The organism is Pseudoalteromonas sp. S8-8 (genome assembly GCF_000497875.1).
Taxonomy (GTDB): Bacteria; Pseudomonadota; Gammaproteobacteria; order Enterobacterales; family Alteromonadaceae; genus Pseudoalteromonas; species Pseudoalteromonas arctica.
On the sequence record NZ_AUTR01000011.1, the window covers coordinates 138767 to 154720 of the forward strand.

The window sequence follows — 15954 nt, forward strand, 5'->3', positions numbered from 1 at the left end:
GGGGTTAACCTATATTATGTGCTTTTGTTTTAGATACGTTATCAGTTGTGTAACCGATTGGTCTAGGGTGTTTTTACTTGTATCTAAAATTATTTCTGGATTGTTTGGCACTTCGTAGCTTGAATCGATACCCGTGAAGTGTTTTATCTCCCCTGCGCGGGCTTTTTTGTATAAGCCTTTTGGATCGCGGCTTTCGCATACATCCAGTGGGGTATCGATAAATACTTCAATAAATTCGCCGTCATCTACTAGGCTGCGCACCATATCGCGCTCCGCTCTAAAAGGCGATATAAACGCAGTAAGTACTAACAAGCCAGCGTCGGTCATTAGTTTAGCGGTTTCGCCTACGCGGCGTATGTTTTCAATGCGGTCTTCGTCGCTAAAGCCTAGGTCTTTACATAAACCGTGGCGTACGTTGTCGCCATCGAGCAGGTAAGTGTGCGTACCTTGCTGATTAAGCGCCGCTTCTAGTGCGTTTGCTACGGTGCTTTTGCCAGAGCCTGAAAAGCCGGTAAACCATAAAATAGCGGGCTTATGTTTTTTTTGCTCACTACGCTGTGCTTTTGTAGTTGCGTAGTTATGCCAAACTATATTTTCATCCATAGTGAGAGTCTCTTATGCTGTGAGCGCAGGTATTAAAATGGAAATACCAGCGGGATCAAGGTTAATACCGTGATTGAATAAATAATAGAAAGGGGTAAGCCCATCACTATGTAATCTTTTAAGCGATAGTTACCCGCGCTATAAACCATTAGATTAGTTTGATACCCAAATGGCGATATAAAGCTAGCTGATGCGCCAAAGGCAACCGCCATAATAAATGGCAGCGGGTCTACATTAAAACCAACCGCGAGCGAGTAAGCAACAGGGAACGACAAGGCAGCTGCTGCGTTATTAGTAATAAGCTCGGTAAATAATACGGTCATTAAAAATATGGCAATAAATGCGCCGTAAGGACCAAAATCCCCAAGTACCATAAACATGGCGTCGGATATTTGCCCAGCAAGTCCGGTGCCTATCATTAACTTGGCAAGGCCAATGGCACTACCTACTACCACTAATAACTCAAGTGGAAAACGGCGTTTTACTTCGTTAAGTTTTATGGTGCCACTGAGCATTAAGCCAATCAGTAATACTAATAAGCCTTTAACCAGCGGCACTATGCCAATAATGCTTAAACCCAGTACTGCTGCAAAGCACAGTAGCACAATATTTGATTGCTTAGGTGCAAGGTGGGCTTGTAAGTCAAACCCTGAAATATACACAAATTCGCGCTTTAAATTAGGCAAGGTGTAAAAGTTTTTGCCTGGGGCAAGTATTAGTGAGTCGCCAGCTTGTAATTGCACTTGCCCAAGGCCGCCTTGTAAGCGGTCGTGACCACGGCGAATGGCAATAACGGCTGCATGAAACTGTTCTCTAAAGCGGGCTTCTTTTACGGTTTTACCTATAAATTTTGAAGACTGACTTACAACTACTTCTACTAAGTGTTCTATGTCTTTTTGATGATTCTCGTGCACTACTTTTAGGCCGTCGAAACGGGTAAGTAATGGCACCGATTTTATGTCACCTACAAAAAGCAGCACGTCATCTTTTTGAATAATTTGCTGCGGGGTGACTGCGCAAATGCGGCTTCCATCGCGAATAATTTCAGCGAGGAATAAGTCTTTTAAATCACGCAGGCCGTTTTCTTCAACGGTTTGGCCTATTAACTTTGAGTTTGCTTGTACTTTACCTTCTAGGTAAAAAGGCACGACTTCTTGGTCGCTTTTACCGTTGTCGGGTAAGTATTTAAGCATCACTAAAATGGTAATTAGGCCTACGCTTAACGCGCCTAAACCCACTAAGGTAAAGTCAAAAAAGCCCAGTGGTTCCATGCCCGCATCAACTGCAAAGCCATTGACGATTAAGTTGGTTGATGTACCAATAAGCGTAATGGTGCCGCCCAAAATAGCAGTGTACGACAGCGGTAATAATAGCTTTGAAGGGGAGTGATTAGGGTTGTCTTTTATCGCGGTAATAAGCGATGCAACAACGGCGGTATTGTTAGTAAACGACGATAAAAAGGCGGTCGATAATCCCAGCTTTGTTACCGATTTTACTAAACTACCTTTAGATAGCGATTGCGCTAACTTTTGAATTAGAGTGGTTTTTTCTATTGCGGTCGACACTAGCACTAATAGCACCAAGGTGATAAGCGACGGGTTAGCATAATTAATTAACATGCTTTCAAGATCGATTAGCCCTGCTAAGTAGCTGGTGCCAATGGCGCTTACAAATAACCATGCTGGATTAATACGGGTGCCAAAAAGGCACCCGACTAAGGTAAGCATAATGCCTGTTAAAACGAGCTGTTCTACCATGCTTTTAAATTCCTAACAGGCTAAAGTTAACTTATAACTTAGAAATATCAAGCGCTTGCCAATGCGGAAAGTGCTTGCGTACTAAGCTGTTAAATTCAACTTCAAATTCGCTAAAGTTACTTTGCTGTGCTTGGCTTTGCAGTACTTGTTCAATCATGCCCGCAGCAACGGTTAAGTTTGATAAGCGGTCGATTAATATAAACGAACCTGTTTCGTGATTGCTGTGGTACTCGTCTGCCAAAATGGTTTCGGTTAGTTCAAGCGTTACAATCGCAATTTCGTTTAACTGCAGTGAGTCGCTAGTGCCGTGTTCAAGCGTGTTCACATCAATTGTGTGATCAATCTTTTTAACAATAGCTGAGGTGTTTTTGCTGCTTAGTTTTAGGTTATAGCTTTTACCTAATACTAATGGCGATTCATGCATCCACACAATTTTAGCTTGCAGCTGGTTGGTAACCACGGCCGTTGAGTTTGCAGGAACGATTACATCCCCTCGGCTAATATCAATTTCGTTATTTAGGGTAACGGTAATTGCTTGGCCTGCTTGTGCGCTATCTAGGTTGCCATCAAAGGTAACAATTTCTTTGATGCTTGATGTTTTACCCGACGGTAATACTTTTATAGCATCGCCTACATGTATCTTGCCCGATGTCAGTGTGCCCTGAAAACCACGGAAGTTTAAGTTAGGACGCACAACATATTGCACCGGTAGGCGCGCTTCAAAGCCTGTATCTGTTTCGGCTGCTGGCGAATCTTCTAGTAATTCAAGTAGCGGCTTGTCGGTGTAATACGGTGTATGAGCAGAGCGAGTTACTACGTTGTCGCCTTTAAGCGCCGACATAGGCACAAACTTAATGTTTGATACGTTAAGTTGCTCAGCAAATTTAAGGTAATCGGCCTTAATTTTTTCATACACTGTTTCGTCAAAATCAACGATATCCATTTTATTAACGGCAACAACAAACTGCTTAATGCCCAGCGAGTCACAAATAAAGCTGTGACGCTTGGTTTGTACTTGCACGCCGTAACGCGCATCAACCAAAATAATGGCTACATCACTTGTTGATGCACCTGTTACCATGTTGCGCGTGTATTGCTCGTGCCCAGGTGTGTCGGCAATAATAAATTTACGCTTAGCCGTTGAAAAGTAACGGTACGCTACGTCAATGGTAATGCCTTGCTCGCGCTCAGCTTGTAGGCCATCAACTAATAATGCAAGGTCAAGATCTTCACCTGCGTTACCTACTTTTTCGTTATCTTTATGAAGGGCAGCTAGCTGATCTTCATAAATTTGGTGGCTGTCGTGCAGTAGGCGGCCAATCAATGTTGATTTACCGTCATCTACGCTGCCACAGGTAAGCATACGCAATAAGCTTTTGTCTTGTTGGCGTGCTAGGTAGGCGTCTATGCCTATTTCTTTTACTTCGTTAAATATATCGTTATTTTGGCTAGACATTAAAAATACCCCTCACGTTTTTTCTTCTCCATTGAGCCGGCTGAATCATGGTCAATAACACGACCTTCACGTTCAGATGACGTAGATAGCAGCATTTCTTCGATGATTTCGGTTAAAGTACTTGCTGTTGACTCAACTGCACCGGTAAGTGGGTAGCAGCCTAATGTACGAAAACGTACAGATTTCATTTGCGGTACTTCACCTTTATTAAGTGGCATACGCTCATCGTCAACCATAATTAGGGTGCCATCGCGATCAACAACAGGGCGCTCTTTTGCTAGGTAAAGCGGTACCATGTCGATGTTTTCTTGGTAAATGTATTGCCAAATATCAAGCTCAGTCCAGTTAGATAACGGGAAAACACGAATGCTTTCGCCCGGATTAACTTGGCTGTTATAGGTGTTCCAAAGCTCAGGACGTTGGTTTTTAGGATCCCAGCGATGGTGTTTGTCGCGGAACGAGTAAACACGTTCTTTTGCGCGTGACTTTTCTTCGTCGCGGCGTGCGCCACCAAATGCAGCATCAAAACCATATTTGTTAAGTGCTTGCTTTAAGCCTTGGGTTTTCATTATGTCGGTATGTTTACCCGAGCCATGCGTAAACGGGCCTACACCCATTTCAATGCCTTCTGGATTTTTGTGTACCAGTAGGTCAAAACCGTATTCTTTAGCTATACGGTCGCGAAACTCAATCATTTCACGAAACTTCCAATTGGTGTCTACGTGCAATAACGGAAACGGAATTTTTGCAGGGTAAAATGCTTTACGCGCTAAGTGCAAAAGTACCGACGAATCTTTACCAATAGAGTAAAGCATTACTGGGTTCTCAAACTCAGCGGCGACTTCGCGCATGATTTTGATACTTTCAGCTTCAAGTTGCTGAAGGTGAGTTAAAGCCATTGTTAGTCGTCCTACTAAAATGATTAAAAGTTACAAATTTAAAATTCGGTTATGTATTTGATACATCTGTTAGCGGCTGTGCAAAGCTGCTTGTTTGTTCGTTTTTCCCAAACCACGCTAGTTGCGAGTGCAGGGCGGCTACTTCACCAATAATGAGTAACGCAGGCGATATAATGCTGTTGCGCTGGATTAAGTCGGCAAGTTCGCCTAATTGGCCTGTTACTACACGCTGATTTTTGCGTGTACCGTTTTCGATAATGGCAACAGGTGTGTCGGCTTTGCGGCCATGTTTTAAAAGCTCGCTTTGTATGTGCGGCGATTTAATTACGCCCATGTAAATAGCAAGCGTTTGATTTGCTTTTGCTAGCGATTGCCAATCAAGTTCTTGGCCGTCTTTTTTACAGTGGCCAGTTACAAATTGAATGGCTTGTGCATGGTCACGATGCGTAAGCGGAATACCCGCATACGCACTACAACCTGCAGCGGCTGTAATACCCGGTACAATTTGATAATTTACGTTGTTAGCAGCCAGTACTTGTACTTCTTCGCCACCACGGCCATAAATAAACGGATCGCCACCTTTAATGCGGCACACTTTTTTGCCTTGTTTAGCAAGGTCGACCAGCATTTGGTTGGTGTCGTCTTGAACAACACTATGATCGCCTAAACGTTTGCCTACACAAATAAGGTCAGCATCGCGGCGCACTAATTCCATAATTTCGTCAGACACTAAAAAGTCGTAAACGACGACGTCGGCTTGTTGCATAAGTTGTAGTGCTTTAAGTGTTAAAAGCTCTGGATCGCCAGGGCCTGCACCTACTATATATACTTCGCCTTCAGGTTCTGCTTTAGCATCTAGCATTTGCTCTAGTTGTTGCTGTGCGGCTTGAGTATCACCGGTTTGCACTTTACTCACGACAGATGAGTCGAATACGCCTTCCCAAAATTGGCGGCGGTCTGAAAAATGTTTAAAGCGTTTTTTTACTTTGTCTCTAAAGCCACCAACAAGTGTTGCAAGTGGACCAATATGATGCGGAATAAGGGTTTCGAGCTTTTCGCGTAAGCGACGTGCAAGTACCGGCGCTGTGCCTGCACTTGATATCGCAATCGTAATTGGGTCGCGGTCAACAATGGATGGAAATATAAACGTACATTTAGGTTGGTCATCAACCACGTTTACAAATACATTGCGGGCATTGGCAAGTTCAAATACGTTGTTGTTTACTTCATCGCGGTCGGTTGCTGCAATAACAAGCATTTTGCCATCGAGATGCGATTCATCAAAATAAGCATCAATAAGCGTTACTTCATTATTATGCGCATGCTCTTTTAGTTCGTCGCAAAACCAAGGCGCTACTAAAGTAACGCTCGCTCTCGCTTTTAAAAACGCGCGACATTTGCGTAATGCGACCTCTCCACCGCCAACAACCAATACTGGTTTGTTGTCGAGTTTGGTAAAGATAGGTAAATACTGCACGTTAATAAGACCCCTAAACAAATTCAAATATAAGAAAACACTTTATTCTGATAAGCAGAATATAGCGGCTATCAATAAGTAAAAAATAATTAAAACCAAGTTGATATAACCAAAAGTTATAATAGGTAGGCTTTTTAGGCCTAAGAGCTAGTTAACAAGGGATTGCGCCGAGTTACAAGTAAAATAACCAGCTTATAGTGTTTGGTTATGAGCTATAGCGAGTTTGGTTTAATTTGTTAATATGGAGGCATATCAAATTTTGTACTTATACCAATTGCATTAAATTAGTGATCTATTATAGCGACGAGAAAATAGCTCAATAACAAGGCTAAAATTATGATACATAGTTGTTCTATATAAATAATTTTTAACGTAGTTAGTAAGTTATTTAATACGCTAGAATGATTATGTTTTTAATAAAATTGGTATTACATAAGCAACGGAGCTCTAATGACACAACACCAAAAAGATGCCGCATTAGCAGTCGCACTGATGGATTTAACAAGCTTAAACACCAGCGATACAACCAAAAACATTCAAGCGCTTGTTGATAGTATAAACCCGACGCTGGGCACACCTGCTGCAGTATGTGTTTATAGCGACTTTGTTGATGATGCAAAAATAGCACTCGCAGCGCGTGAGCTTAACCACGTAAAAGTTGCAACGGTCACTAACTTTCCAACGGGTGATGCGCCACTGAGTGATGTAATTAACGAAACACTTATTGCAATAGAGCGCGGCGCTGACGAAATTGATTTGGTTATTCCTTACAAAAAACTCATAGCGGGCGATGTTCAAACAGTACTTAGCTATGTAAGCGAAAGTAAAAAAGCATGTGGGTCGCGCGCGAAACTAAAAGTAATAATAGAAAGCGGTGAGCTAAAAACTGAAGCACTTATAACTCAAGCCACTGAGCTTGCAATTGAAGGCGGTGCTGATTTTGTAAAAACCAGTACGGGTAAAGTGGCTATTAATGCGACTCTTGAATCAACAAAAATTATGCTAGCAGCCATTAAAAACTCGGATAAACGTGTGGGCTTTAAAGCTGCCGGCGGTGTTAAAACTGTTGCCGATGCCAGTGATTATTTAGCGCTAGCACGCGCAATAATGGGTGATGATTATTTGCAAGCAAATACATTTAGATTTGGTGCTTCAAGCTTACTGAATGATGTTTACAAGGTGTTGAATGAAACGCAGCAGTGATGAGGAAAAACGTCAGTTAGAGCATGATGCTGCTAAATTGTTTTTACGTTGCTATGAGCAGCAGTTGGGTGTTCATATGCGCAACATTTGGCATAATGAGCCTAATAAACCTGACGTTAGTTGTTATCAAGAGAGTGAACAGCTTGATATAGAAATTGCTCATTTATATGCCAGCGAAACAGAAGCGATGGCTGTTTTAGGACGATCGTTGTCAATGCAAATGCAACGAGATTTGGCAGATATGGCACAAAAGCCAAGTGAACAGAGGTTGCGGGCTGCATTAGAGCGGTTGCTGAAACAAAAAGCGAAAAAACGTTATTATTCAGAGCGTACTTGGCTTGTTATTCGTAACGCCAGTACTATTTGGCACAAAGCTGACTTTGAAGCTGTGATCAATGACCTTAACTTTCCAAGAACCTATCAATTTGAGCAAATTTGGTTAGTGTGTGATTTTTATCGTGGTGAGTTATTACGTATAGATTGAAAAACGGCTCTAAGTAACAGCCGTTTTTCATTTTAAACTTAAAGCTAATATTTATTAATTAAACTTAAACATGTTGCCTATACTTTCGAGGCTTGATTTGTTCGTTTTAGCAATACAACCACTATCATCAAGTGACTTTTTAGTTGTTTCATCAGCTAAACCCGTTACCTTTAGTTTTTTGTCTTGTTGGTACTCACGAAGTGCGATAACTGTTTTACGATCGTACTCAACATCCTGTGTTTCAAATTCTTCGTAATCAGGCTGGTTTCTTAGGTAACCCAAACATACTAAGCTTAGGCGCGACATTGCTAAATCCATCTTTTCATAATGTGGCATTCTATGGGTTGGTACATCAACTGTTACAGCACTCTTGCTGGCTGTTTTTGCTTGTACAGCTGCCGGTGGCGGCGCAGTGTAACCCGGTGCTAAAGTGTTGTTACTGTTATAGCGATAGTAAGTATCTGGAATTTTAGTTTCTAAAAATTCAACCGCTTTAATAATAACTTCACGAAGGGCTTTTTCTTTAGGGGTATCAGACCATCCACTAATATTACCGCCAACAAGTGCGCCACCAAAGTTGGTTGCGGCTCCAGTAAAGTCAAAATCTTTACTGCCCCCTTCAACACTTGTTGCAGCTAAAATGCGTGATGTGCGTGTATCTATTAGACGAAGATCAATCGCCATATGAGAGCCTGAGAAACCAGCGGATACAGAGCTAAATACATCACCCATAAAGCCGCCACTGCCAACACTTGCACCAGAGCTATCGTCATCAAATTCAGTTACCGCTGCAATAACGACTATTTCAGCGCCTTCAATCTCACCATAAGCGGCACCCGATGATGCACTAACGCGACCTGAGGCTGCTAGGTCTTGTTCTGATAAAACAGCATCAAGCGCTTGGCGCTCTAAAACAATAAACCGATTTGTTGATACGAGAGCCGTAGTTAATTGATCAGCCATACCGTCACCTATTTCTTTACGCCACCATTTTGAGTTGTTTGATTTGTCGGTAAAGCGTGCAACAGCAATACGAGCTTTAGGCCCATTGTATTGTTCTTGGGCGACAGTGTTTATGTCTGGTGAATTTTGACCTGACGTAACATTTGTGGAGGTGCTTTGACAAGCGCTCAGAGTGGTAGTTAATAGTGCCGTTAATAATAGTTTTTGTGGTGCTTTTAACATATGACTGTCCTTAATTAATACGCTCAAGGGAAATATGGTGCATTTCCTTTAATATTTAAATTCATGTTAATTTAGTTAAATCAGTAGGTTAATAATAGTACTGGTGCGAAATGTTTAGTCACACAGGCGAAATTTATCAGGATTGTTCGCGAAACTGTTTTGGGGACATATTATATTTTGCTTTAAAGCACCGGGCAAAGTAGCTTTGTGAATTAAAGCCAACTTGCTGTGCTACTAGACCAATTGCAAGCTCACTATTCTTTAAAAGCTCTTGTGCAAATTCCAAACGAATATTTCGAATGTAATCGCTTGGTGTTAGGTTGTACAAGGCTTTCATTTTTAATTGTAAAGCGCGAGGGCTAAGGTAGAGCGCTGCTGCAAATTCTTCTACGCTAAATGCTTCGTCTTGGTAATGCTCTTTTACTGTCGTTTTTACACGCTCGGTAAATACATAATCTTTACTTTGCGCCATTTGTGGGTCGAGCTGGGTTGTTTGTGATAAAGCAGGTAGTTGTTGTTTTAAATGTTGATTAAGTACTTCTCTAATCGTTAATAACCCTTGAACGCGGCTGAGTAACAGCTGCGGCTCAAAAGGTTTACTCAAATAGTCATCAGCAAGTAAGTCTAGGCCCTTTAATTTACTATGCGTATCTGCCTTTGCTGAAAGTAATAACACCGGAATATGGCTAATAGCCGTGTCGCTGCGCAGTGCTTTAATAAACTGATAGCCATCCATAACAGGCATCATTACATCACTTATTACCAAGTCAGGCATTTCGTTTTTACATAAAGCTAAACCTAGCTCTCCGTTAGCTGCACTTATACACGTGAAGCTACTAATAAATAGTGACGTTATTAAATCACGCATTTCATCGTTGTCTTCAATAATAAGAATCTTATTACTTTTTACTACACATAAATTATTGCTTTTAGATACAGCAAGAGCAGTAAGGTTAGAGGTTTCGTCTATTTGATTTATTGGGAGTGAAACAGTAAAACAACTTCCTTTATTTAATTCACTTTTAAGTTCAATAGTTCCTCCATATTGCTCAACTAGCTGCTTCACCAGCGCTAAGCCAATACCGCTACCGCTTTGATTACTCGTATTTATGCGTGTAAATCGTTGAAAAACGGTCTCAAGGTGCTCTTTATCAATACCAACACCAGTATCTGAGACTGTGATGATTAATGTTTGTTTTTTAGTTAATAGCTGAAGTAATACTTTGCCAGTGTTTGGGGTGTATTTTTGGGCGTTACTTAATAAGTTACTGATAATAGAAATTGTATGATTTAGCTCTGATTTAATGTGAATAGTTTTTTGCGTTAAATCTTCAAATTTAAATGTAATATTTTTTTGCTCAAATAAAGGGGTGAAATCTTCAATTAATTGTTCAACTACCGGCTTTATAGCATAGGGTGTGACGTGTTTTACTGCAGTGCTTGGGCGCTGGCTGAGCTGTAAAAGTTGGTTTATTTGATCCAATAGCTTATAGCTATTACGTTGAATCATCGCTAGTTTTTGTTGGGTGTCTGAATCCTTATGGCTTTTTTGTAAACTCTCAAGTGGCGCTAATATTAAGCTCAATGGTGTTTTAAGTTCATGGCTAACATTATCTAATAGTTGGGTTTTTAAGTTGCTAAGTTCTTTCTCTTTTAAGTTTGCTTGCTCTGCAACGTTAGCTCTATACCTTGCTGTTATAATTAACCACATTATAAATAATACGATAATGATGTAAGTGACATAGGCAACATTGTTCTTCCACCAAGGTGGAGTAACTGTAAGCGCAACCATTGTTTTATCATCACTCCATTGACCGTATTGATCTTTAACTTTTACAATAAAGTGATAGCTTCCAGCGGGAAGTTGAGAATAACTAACTTGCCTCTGGTTTTTGTTTGCGTATAAAAACTGCTTATCTAACCCAGCTAACTTGTAAGCATATTGGTATTGAGAAGGGGGCTCTGCACTGTTTAAAGCAGAAAATTTAAAGCCGATAACACCATCTTCTTCTTTAAAAAAGAGTCTGTCTGTATAGCTTATAAGCTTAGCCGTTTGGGTCTTGTTTTTTATATATTGCTGCGTCGCGACTGACTGGTTATAAATAAGTAAGTCTGTAATAACGGGTTCTGGGGGTTGAGTTGCTAGGGTTAGTTTTAACGGATCAAATTGATTAAAACCATTAATACCACCAAAAAATAGCTCGCCGTCATCTGCTTGAAAAGCGGCACCTAAAATAAAAGAATGATGCTGTATACCGTTTGCGGGTAAAAAATGCTGCATTTGTTGGGTTTGAGGAGCGTAACGGGTTAGGCCTTGGTTGCTGCTTAGCCACAAGTAACCGCTGCTATCTTGTTTAATTGCAAAAATATTATCGTTAAGTAAGCCATCAAACTCTGTAATGTTTATTACTTTGTTTGTTTGGATATTTAACTTATTGAGCCCGCCAAAAGTACCTACCCATAAAGTGTTTTTATCTTGTAAATGCAAGGATGTAACCATGTCATGCGTTAAACTATTAGGCTTTTTAAGATCGCTTTGGTAATGGGTGAATGTTTCATCATGTAAAGAAAGTTTATTTAACCCTGCGCGGGTTCCTGCCCATATAGCGTTGTTGTCGCTGTCATAAGTAATACTAAAAACAGTATTATTTGAGATACTATTTTTATCTGCGGTGTATTTAAAATTTGTAACCTGTAAAGTATCGGGATTAAATCGCGTTAAGCCTTCGTTACTGCCCAGCCATAAATTACCACTTAGATCACCTTCGATTGCATAAATACGGTTACTACTGAGTTGATGGCTTTGCACAGTAAAAGCCGAAAAGTTATCATTAATTGGGTTGTAAAGCAGTAAACCACCTCCGTATGTGCCTATCCATACGCGTTTATTGGCATCTTCATAAAGACTAAATATATTGTTATTAGTTAAGCCTATATCTTGATTTTTATCTGTTTTATAGCGTTTAAATCCTATGTCAGTTTGTTTGTTAAGTCCGTCGCGCGTACCCACCCAAAGTAAGTTGTTACTGTCTTTGAGTATTGCTCTTACAAAGTCATTCGAGATAGAAGCTGGGTTATTGCTTTGATGTTTTTGATGACCAAACTGAGCCTGCCTTTTATCATAGCGATGTAATCCATAGCCGTCTGTACCAATCCAAATAATGCCTTGAGGGTCTTGGTAAAGTGATAATAGGTGATCGTTAGCTAAGCCATGTTTTAAATCTGGAGAGTGAGTAAGTTGACGAAACTCGCTACTTAATAAATTATCTGTAGCTTGGTAATAAAGACCATGACCATAAGTGCTTACCCATAATTTTTTTTCATCATCAAAAAGTATATCTGTGACCCAAACATTTTTGAGTTGCTCAAAGTTATAAAATGCGAGTGTGTTTGAGTCAAAAACACTTAGACCAGTCTTACCTCCTATAATAAATTTGCCGCTTGTTGCTTTTTTTAATTGCCAGAGCTGTTCAGGGCTATTAGATATATGTTCGAACCGATGTGTTTGTGTATCGAACTTAATCAGCCCGATACTACTTGCTAACCAAAGGTTTTTTTGATCATCAAAAAGCACATCCTTAAAAACAACATTTAAGTGATTCGTGCCCTGATAAGAAAATAATTCGGTAGTACCTGTGTATGTATCTAAACGAGTAAGTTGCCCTTTATCGTGACCAATCCAAATGATTTGTGGCGAATTAGAAGAAATTGATGAAATACGTTCGTTTGTAATAGGAGGGGTTGAATACTGGTTAAAAACACTAAAACTTCCTGTTTCAGTATTTAATAAGTTAAGTCCATTACTTGTTGTAGCAAACCAAATGTGGCCGTTTCCTAAATTCAGGCAGTCCGTAATCCAATTTCCCGAAATACTAGGGTGTGAAGGATTGAATTTATAGTGCTTAAATTCATACCCATCAAATCGGTTTAAGCCACCTTGGGTAGCAAACCAATGAAACCCTTTTTCATCAGTGGTACTGCAGGTAATTGAATTTTGTGATAAACCTTGTTCATTTGTATATGTATCTAAGTACAATGGCAGGGCATAAGAACTAATATGAAATAATAATAGAAAGCTAATAATTTTGTATCTTATGATTGTTTTTATTGCTTTCACAGACTTCCTATCTAATTGTGAGTCCCTATAATTTGGACAATCATAAACTGCTTTTTAATCAATGTTAAGATTGATTTTTTAATGCAATGCCGAGATTTTCCAATGTGGGTATCTTTTAGGCTTGTGTTAATGGACTGCGTAAGTATAATAGGCATCCACTTTGCAGGGGCGTAGTTCCAATTGGTAGAACAGCGGTCTCCAAAACCGATGGTTGGGAGTTCGAATCTCTCCGCCCCTGCCAGTTTTACTTGTGGTTTGAGTAGTCTGAGATTAAAAACCGGTTTAAATTAAGTCTGTTTTTAAGTTTAGATTTTAATGGATTAACCTTACCGTAGTGTAGGGTTGTTGTGTCTGTAGTTAAGGTAATAATATTATGAGCACGAATGTAGAAACACCATCAAGTGCGATGGAGTCAGTAAAGTGGTTAGTAGCAATCGCGCTACTTGCAGGCGCAGTTGTTGGTAATCACATGTATGCAGATCAATCTGTACTACTACGTGCTATCGGCGTTGTTGTTGCAATAGCGGCCGGATTAGCAATTGCCTCGCAAACATTTAAGGGACGTAACTTTCTTGCTTTCGCTAAAGAAGCTCGAATTGAAGTACGCAAAGTTATTTGGCCAACGCGCCAAGAAACTACCCACACGACATTAATTGTAATGGTTGCAACAGTGATTATGGCACTTATCCTTTGGGGATTAGATGGCATTTTATTCCGCGCTGTAGGCTTTTTAACTGGATTGGAGATCTGATCCCATGTCGGATGAGAACGAGAACAAAGAAATTAAGTTACGTTGGTATGTAGTACAAGCCTTTTCTGGTTACGAAAAGCGTGTAGCTCAAACGTTAACTGAACACATTAAAATCGAAGGTCTTGAATCGAGCTTTGGTGAGATACTAGTACCAACTGAAGAAGTTGTTGAGATGCGCGCTGGCCAAAAGCGTAAATCTGAGCGTAAATTCTTTCCAGGTTATGTATTAGTACAAATGGATATGAATGACGCAAGCTGGCACTTAGTGAACAGCACTGAACGTGTAATGGGCTTTATTGGTGGAACGTCTGATCGTCCTGCTCCAATAACTCCTAAAGAAGCAGAACGCATTCTTAATCGCCTTCAAGAAAATGCTGAAGCACCTAAACCTGCTACATTATTTGAACCAGGTGAAGTTGTTCGCGTTACAGACGGACCATTTGCAGATTTCAGTGGTGTAGTTGAAGAAGTTGACTACGAAAAGAGCCGCGTAAAAGTATCTGTACTTATTTTTGGTCGTTCTACGCCAGTTGAGCTTGAATTCGGTCAAGTTGAGCAAGATAAGTAATTGATTAAAAAAGCTTCGCTAATTTTTATTTAAATTTTGGCATGAAGCTTGAAAAAGGCCGCTGATTAACTTATAATCAGCGGCCTTTTTGTATTAAGGTAAAATTTATTTTTACTGTGCAAAAAGTACGAAACCAATTTTTAAACTGGGAAGCCGTTAGAGTACGCGTCCTCGCGCGCACAAGGCTGAGACCCACCAAATGAGGTATTTATAATGGCTAAAAAAGTTGAAGCTCTAATCAAGCTACAAGTTGCCGCTGGTATGGCTAATCCTAGTCCTCCAGTAGGTCCTGCACTAGGTCAACACGGTGTAAACATCATGGAATTCTGTAAAGCGTTTAACGCACGTACAGAGTCTATCGAAAAAGGCGCTCCAGTTCCTGTAGTGATCTCTGTTTACGGTGACCGTTCATTTACGTTCGACATGAAAACGCCACCTGCTGCTTACTTACTTAAGAAAGCTGCTGGTATCAAGTCAGGCTCAGGCCGTCCTAACACTGATAAAGTAGGCACAGTAACTCGTGCTCAACTTGAAGAAATTGTTGAGACAAAACGAACTGACCTTACAGCTGCCGATATGGACGCAGCGGTTCGCACTATCGCAGGTTCTGCGCGTGCGATGGGCTTGAACGTAGAGGACTAAGAAATGGCTAAATTAACTAAACGTATGCGTACTATCCGCGAAAAAGTGGAAGTAACAAAAGATTACGAAATCAATGAAGCAGTTGCTCTTTTAAAAGAGTTAGCGACAGCTAAATTCGTAGAAAGTGTTGACGTTGCCGTTAACCTTGGTATCGATGCTCGTAAATCTGATCAAAACGTTCGTGGTGCTACTGTACTACCTAACGGTACTGGTCGTGACGTTCGTGTTGCTGTATTCACACAAGGCGCTAATGCAGAAGCTGCAAAAGAAGCCGGTGCTGAATTAGTAGGCATGGAAGATCTTGCTGAACTAGTTAAAAAAGGCGAGATGAACTTTGACGTTGTTGTTGCATCACCAGACGCTATGCGTGTTGTTGGTCAACTAGGTCAAATCTTAGGCCCACGTGGTCTAATGCCAAACCCTAAAACTGGTACTGTAACGCCTAACGTTGCAGAAGCAGTTAAAAATGCTAAAGCAGGTCAAGTACGTTACCGTAATGACAAAAATGGCATCATCCATACTACTATTGGTAAGGTTGATTTCACTGCAGAGCAATTACAACAAAACCTTGAGTCTCTAATTGTTGCGCTTAAGAAGGCTAAACCTTCTCAAGCTAAAGGTGTTTACTTGAAGAAAGTAACTATCTCTACAACAATGGGCGCAGGCGTTTCTGTTGACCAAAACACTTTAAGCACAACTGTAGCTTAATCAGTGTTTACATGGCGTGAAATTTGTACTATAATTTCGCGCCATTTTGTTGATTAATTTATTAATTGGCAAAGTAAAGAATTCGGGTTGAAGTCCATAATTTC

13 protein-coding genes and 1 tRNA gene are annotated in these 15954 nt (G+C 40.5%); 7 read left to right on the forward strand and 7 right to left on the reverse strand.

Going from position 1 to position 15954, the window contains the following annotated elements; genetic code table 11:
- Positions 1–9: 9 nt before the first annotated feature.
- The 5 genes from cysC to cysG are packed head-to-tail and all read right to left on the reverse strand — an operon-like array spanning position 10 to position 6192.
- Positions 10–603: an adenylyl-sulfate kinase gene (gene cysC / locus L659_RS0103235; protein ID WP_010555008.1), complete on the reverse strand. Its 594-nt coding sequence runs from the start codon at positions 601–603 to the stop codon at positions 10–12.
- Positions 604–635: 32 nt separating this feature from the next.
- Positions 636–2360 (reverse strand): SLC13 family permease, encoded by a 1725-nt coding sequence (locus L659_RS0103240; protein ID WP_024589585.1) that lies wholly within the window; start codon positions 2358–2360, stop codon positions 636–638.
- 31 nt (positions 2361–2391) lie between these two features.
- Positions 2392–3816, reverse strand: a complete 1425-nt coding sequence (gene cysN / locus L659_RS0103245; protein ID WP_024589586.1) for a sulfate adenylyltransferase subunit CysN — start codon at positions 3814–3816, stop codon at positions 2392–2394.
- Entirely contained in the window at positions 3816–4715 is a 900-nt protein-coding gene (cysD, locus tag L659_RS0103250; RefSeq protein ID WP_024589587.1) for a sulfate adenylyltransferase subunit CysD, read from the reverse strand. The genes cysN and cysD overlap by 1 nt, the downstream gene beginning before the upstream one ends.
- A 49-nt stretch (positions 4716–4764) precedes the next feature.
- On the reverse strand, positions 4765–6192 hold the full coding sequence (gene cysG, locus L659_RS0103255; protein WP_024589588.1) for a siroheme synthase CysG: 1428 nt from the start codon (positions 6190–6192) through the stop codon (positions 4765–4767).
- 450 nt (positions 6193–6642) lie between these two features.
- Here cysG and deoC point away from each other — a divergent pair, with 450 nt between their 5' ends.
- Together deoC and L659_RS0103265 are read left to right on the forward strand one after the other, a co-directional pair.
- Entirely contained in the window at positions 6643–7395 is a 753-nt protein-coding gene (gene deoC / locus L659_RS0103260) for a deoxyribose-phosphate aldolase (protein WP_024589589.1), read from the forward strand.
- Positions 7379–7879: a hypothetical protein gene (locus L659_RS0103265; protein WP_024589590.1), complete on the forward strand. Its 501-nt coding sequence runs from the start codon at positions 7379–7381 to the stop codon at positions 7877–7879. The genes deoC and L659_RS0103265 overlap by 17 nt, the downstream gene beginning before the upstream one ends.
- 54 nt (positions 7880–7933) lie before the next feature.
- On the opposite strand, the gene L659_RS0103270 is transcribed toward L659_RS0103265, so the two are convergent.
- Positions 7934–9064: a CsgG/HfaB family protein gene (locus L659_RS0103270; protein ID WP_024589591.1), complete on the reverse strand. Its 1131-nt coding sequence runs from the start codon at positions 9062–9064 to the stop codon at positions 7934–7936.
- A gap of 136 nt (positions 9065–9200) precedes the next feature.
- Positions 9201–13181 carry a hybrid sensor histidine kinase/response regulator transcription factor gene (locus L659_RS0103275; RefSeq protein ID WP_024589592.1) on the reverse strand — a complete coding sequence of 1327 codons (3981 nt, stop codon included), beginning with the start codon at positions 13179–13181 and terminating at the stop codon, positions 9201–9203.
- Between the two features lie 164 nt (positions 13182–13345).
- On the opposite strand from L659_RS0103275, the gene L659_RS0103280 reads away from it, so the two are divergent.
- The 5 genes from L659_RS0103280 to rplA all read left to right on the forward strand — a co-directional run bounded on the left by L659_RS0103280 (position 13346) and on the right by rplA (position 15850).
- A tRNA-Trp gene (locus tag L659_RS0103280) sits at positions 13346–13422 on the forward strand.
- A gap of 132 nt (positions 13423–13554) precedes the next feature.
- The gene (gene secE, locus L659_RS0103285; RefSeq protein WP_002958877.1) at positions 13555–13932 is read left to right on the forward strand and encodes a preprotein translocase subunit SecE; all 378 of its coding nucleotides are present in this window, start codon (positions 13555–13557) and stop codon (positions 13930–13932) included.
- A gap of 4 nt (positions 13933–13936) precedes the next feature.
- Positions 13937–14500, forward strand: coding sequence for a transcription termination/antitermination protein NusG (gene nusG, locus L659_RS0103290; RefSeq protein WP_007580122.1), 564 nt, complete (start codon positions 13937–13939; stop codon positions 14498–14500).
- A gap of 213 nt (positions 14501–14713) precedes the next feature.
- Entirely contained in the window at positions 14714–15142 is a 429-nt protein-coding gene (gene rplK, locus L659_RS0103295) for a 50S ribosomal protein L11 (RefSeq protein ID WP_002958879.1), read from the forward strand.
- A 3-nt stretch (positions 15143–15145) separates the two neighbouring features.
- Positions 15146–15850, forward strand: a complete 705-nt coding sequence (rplA, locus tag L659_RS0103300) for a 50S ribosomal protein L1 (protein ID WP_007580124.1) — start codon at positions 15146–15148, stop codon at positions 15848–15850.
- Positions 15851–15954: the final 104 nt, after the last annotated feature.

Bases quoted from the DNA above. Each gene is read 5' to 3' on its own strand.
- L659_RS0103240 (WP_024589585.1), bottom strand. From the start codon at position 2,360: ATGGTAGAACAGCTCGTTTTAACAGGCATTATGCTTACCTTAGTCGGG.
- rplA (WP_007580124.1), top strand. From the start codon at position 15,146: ATGGCTAAATTAACTAAACGTATGCGTACTATCCGCGAAAAAGTGGAA.
- cysN (WP_024589586.1), bottom strand. From the start codon at position 3,816: ATGTCTAGCCAAAATAACGATATATTTAACGAAGTAAAAGAAATAGGC.
- L659_RS0103270 (WP_024589591.1), bottom strand. From the start codon at position 9,064: ATGTTAAAAGCACCACAAAAACTATTATTAACGGCACTATTAACTACC.
- nusG (WP_007580122.1), top strand. From the start codon at position 13,937: ATGTCGGATGAGAACGAGAACAAAGAAATTAAGTTACGTTGGTATGTA.
- cysC (WP_010555008.1), bottom strand. From the start codon at position 603: ATGGATGAAAATATAGTTTGGCATAACTACGCAACTACAAAAGCACAG.
- L659_RS0103265 (WP_024589590.1), top strand. From the start codon at position 7,379: ATGAAACGCAGCAGTGATGAGGAAAAACGTCAGTTAGAGCATGATGCT.
- rplK (WP_002958879.1), top strand. From the start codon at position 14,714: ATGGCTAAAAAAGTTGAAGCTCTAATCAAGCTACAAGTTGCCGCTGGT.
- cysD (WP_024589587.1), bottom strand. From the start codon at position 4,715: ATGGCTTTAACTCACCTTCAGCAACTTGAAGCTGAAAGTATCAAAATC.
- deoC (WP_024589589.1), top strand. From the start codon at position 6,643: ATGACACAACACCAAAAAGATGCCGCATTAGCAGTCGCACTGATGGAT.
- secE (WP_002958877.1), top strand. From the start codon at position 13,555: ATGAGCACGAATGTAGAAACACCATCAAGTGCGATGGAGTCAGTAAAG.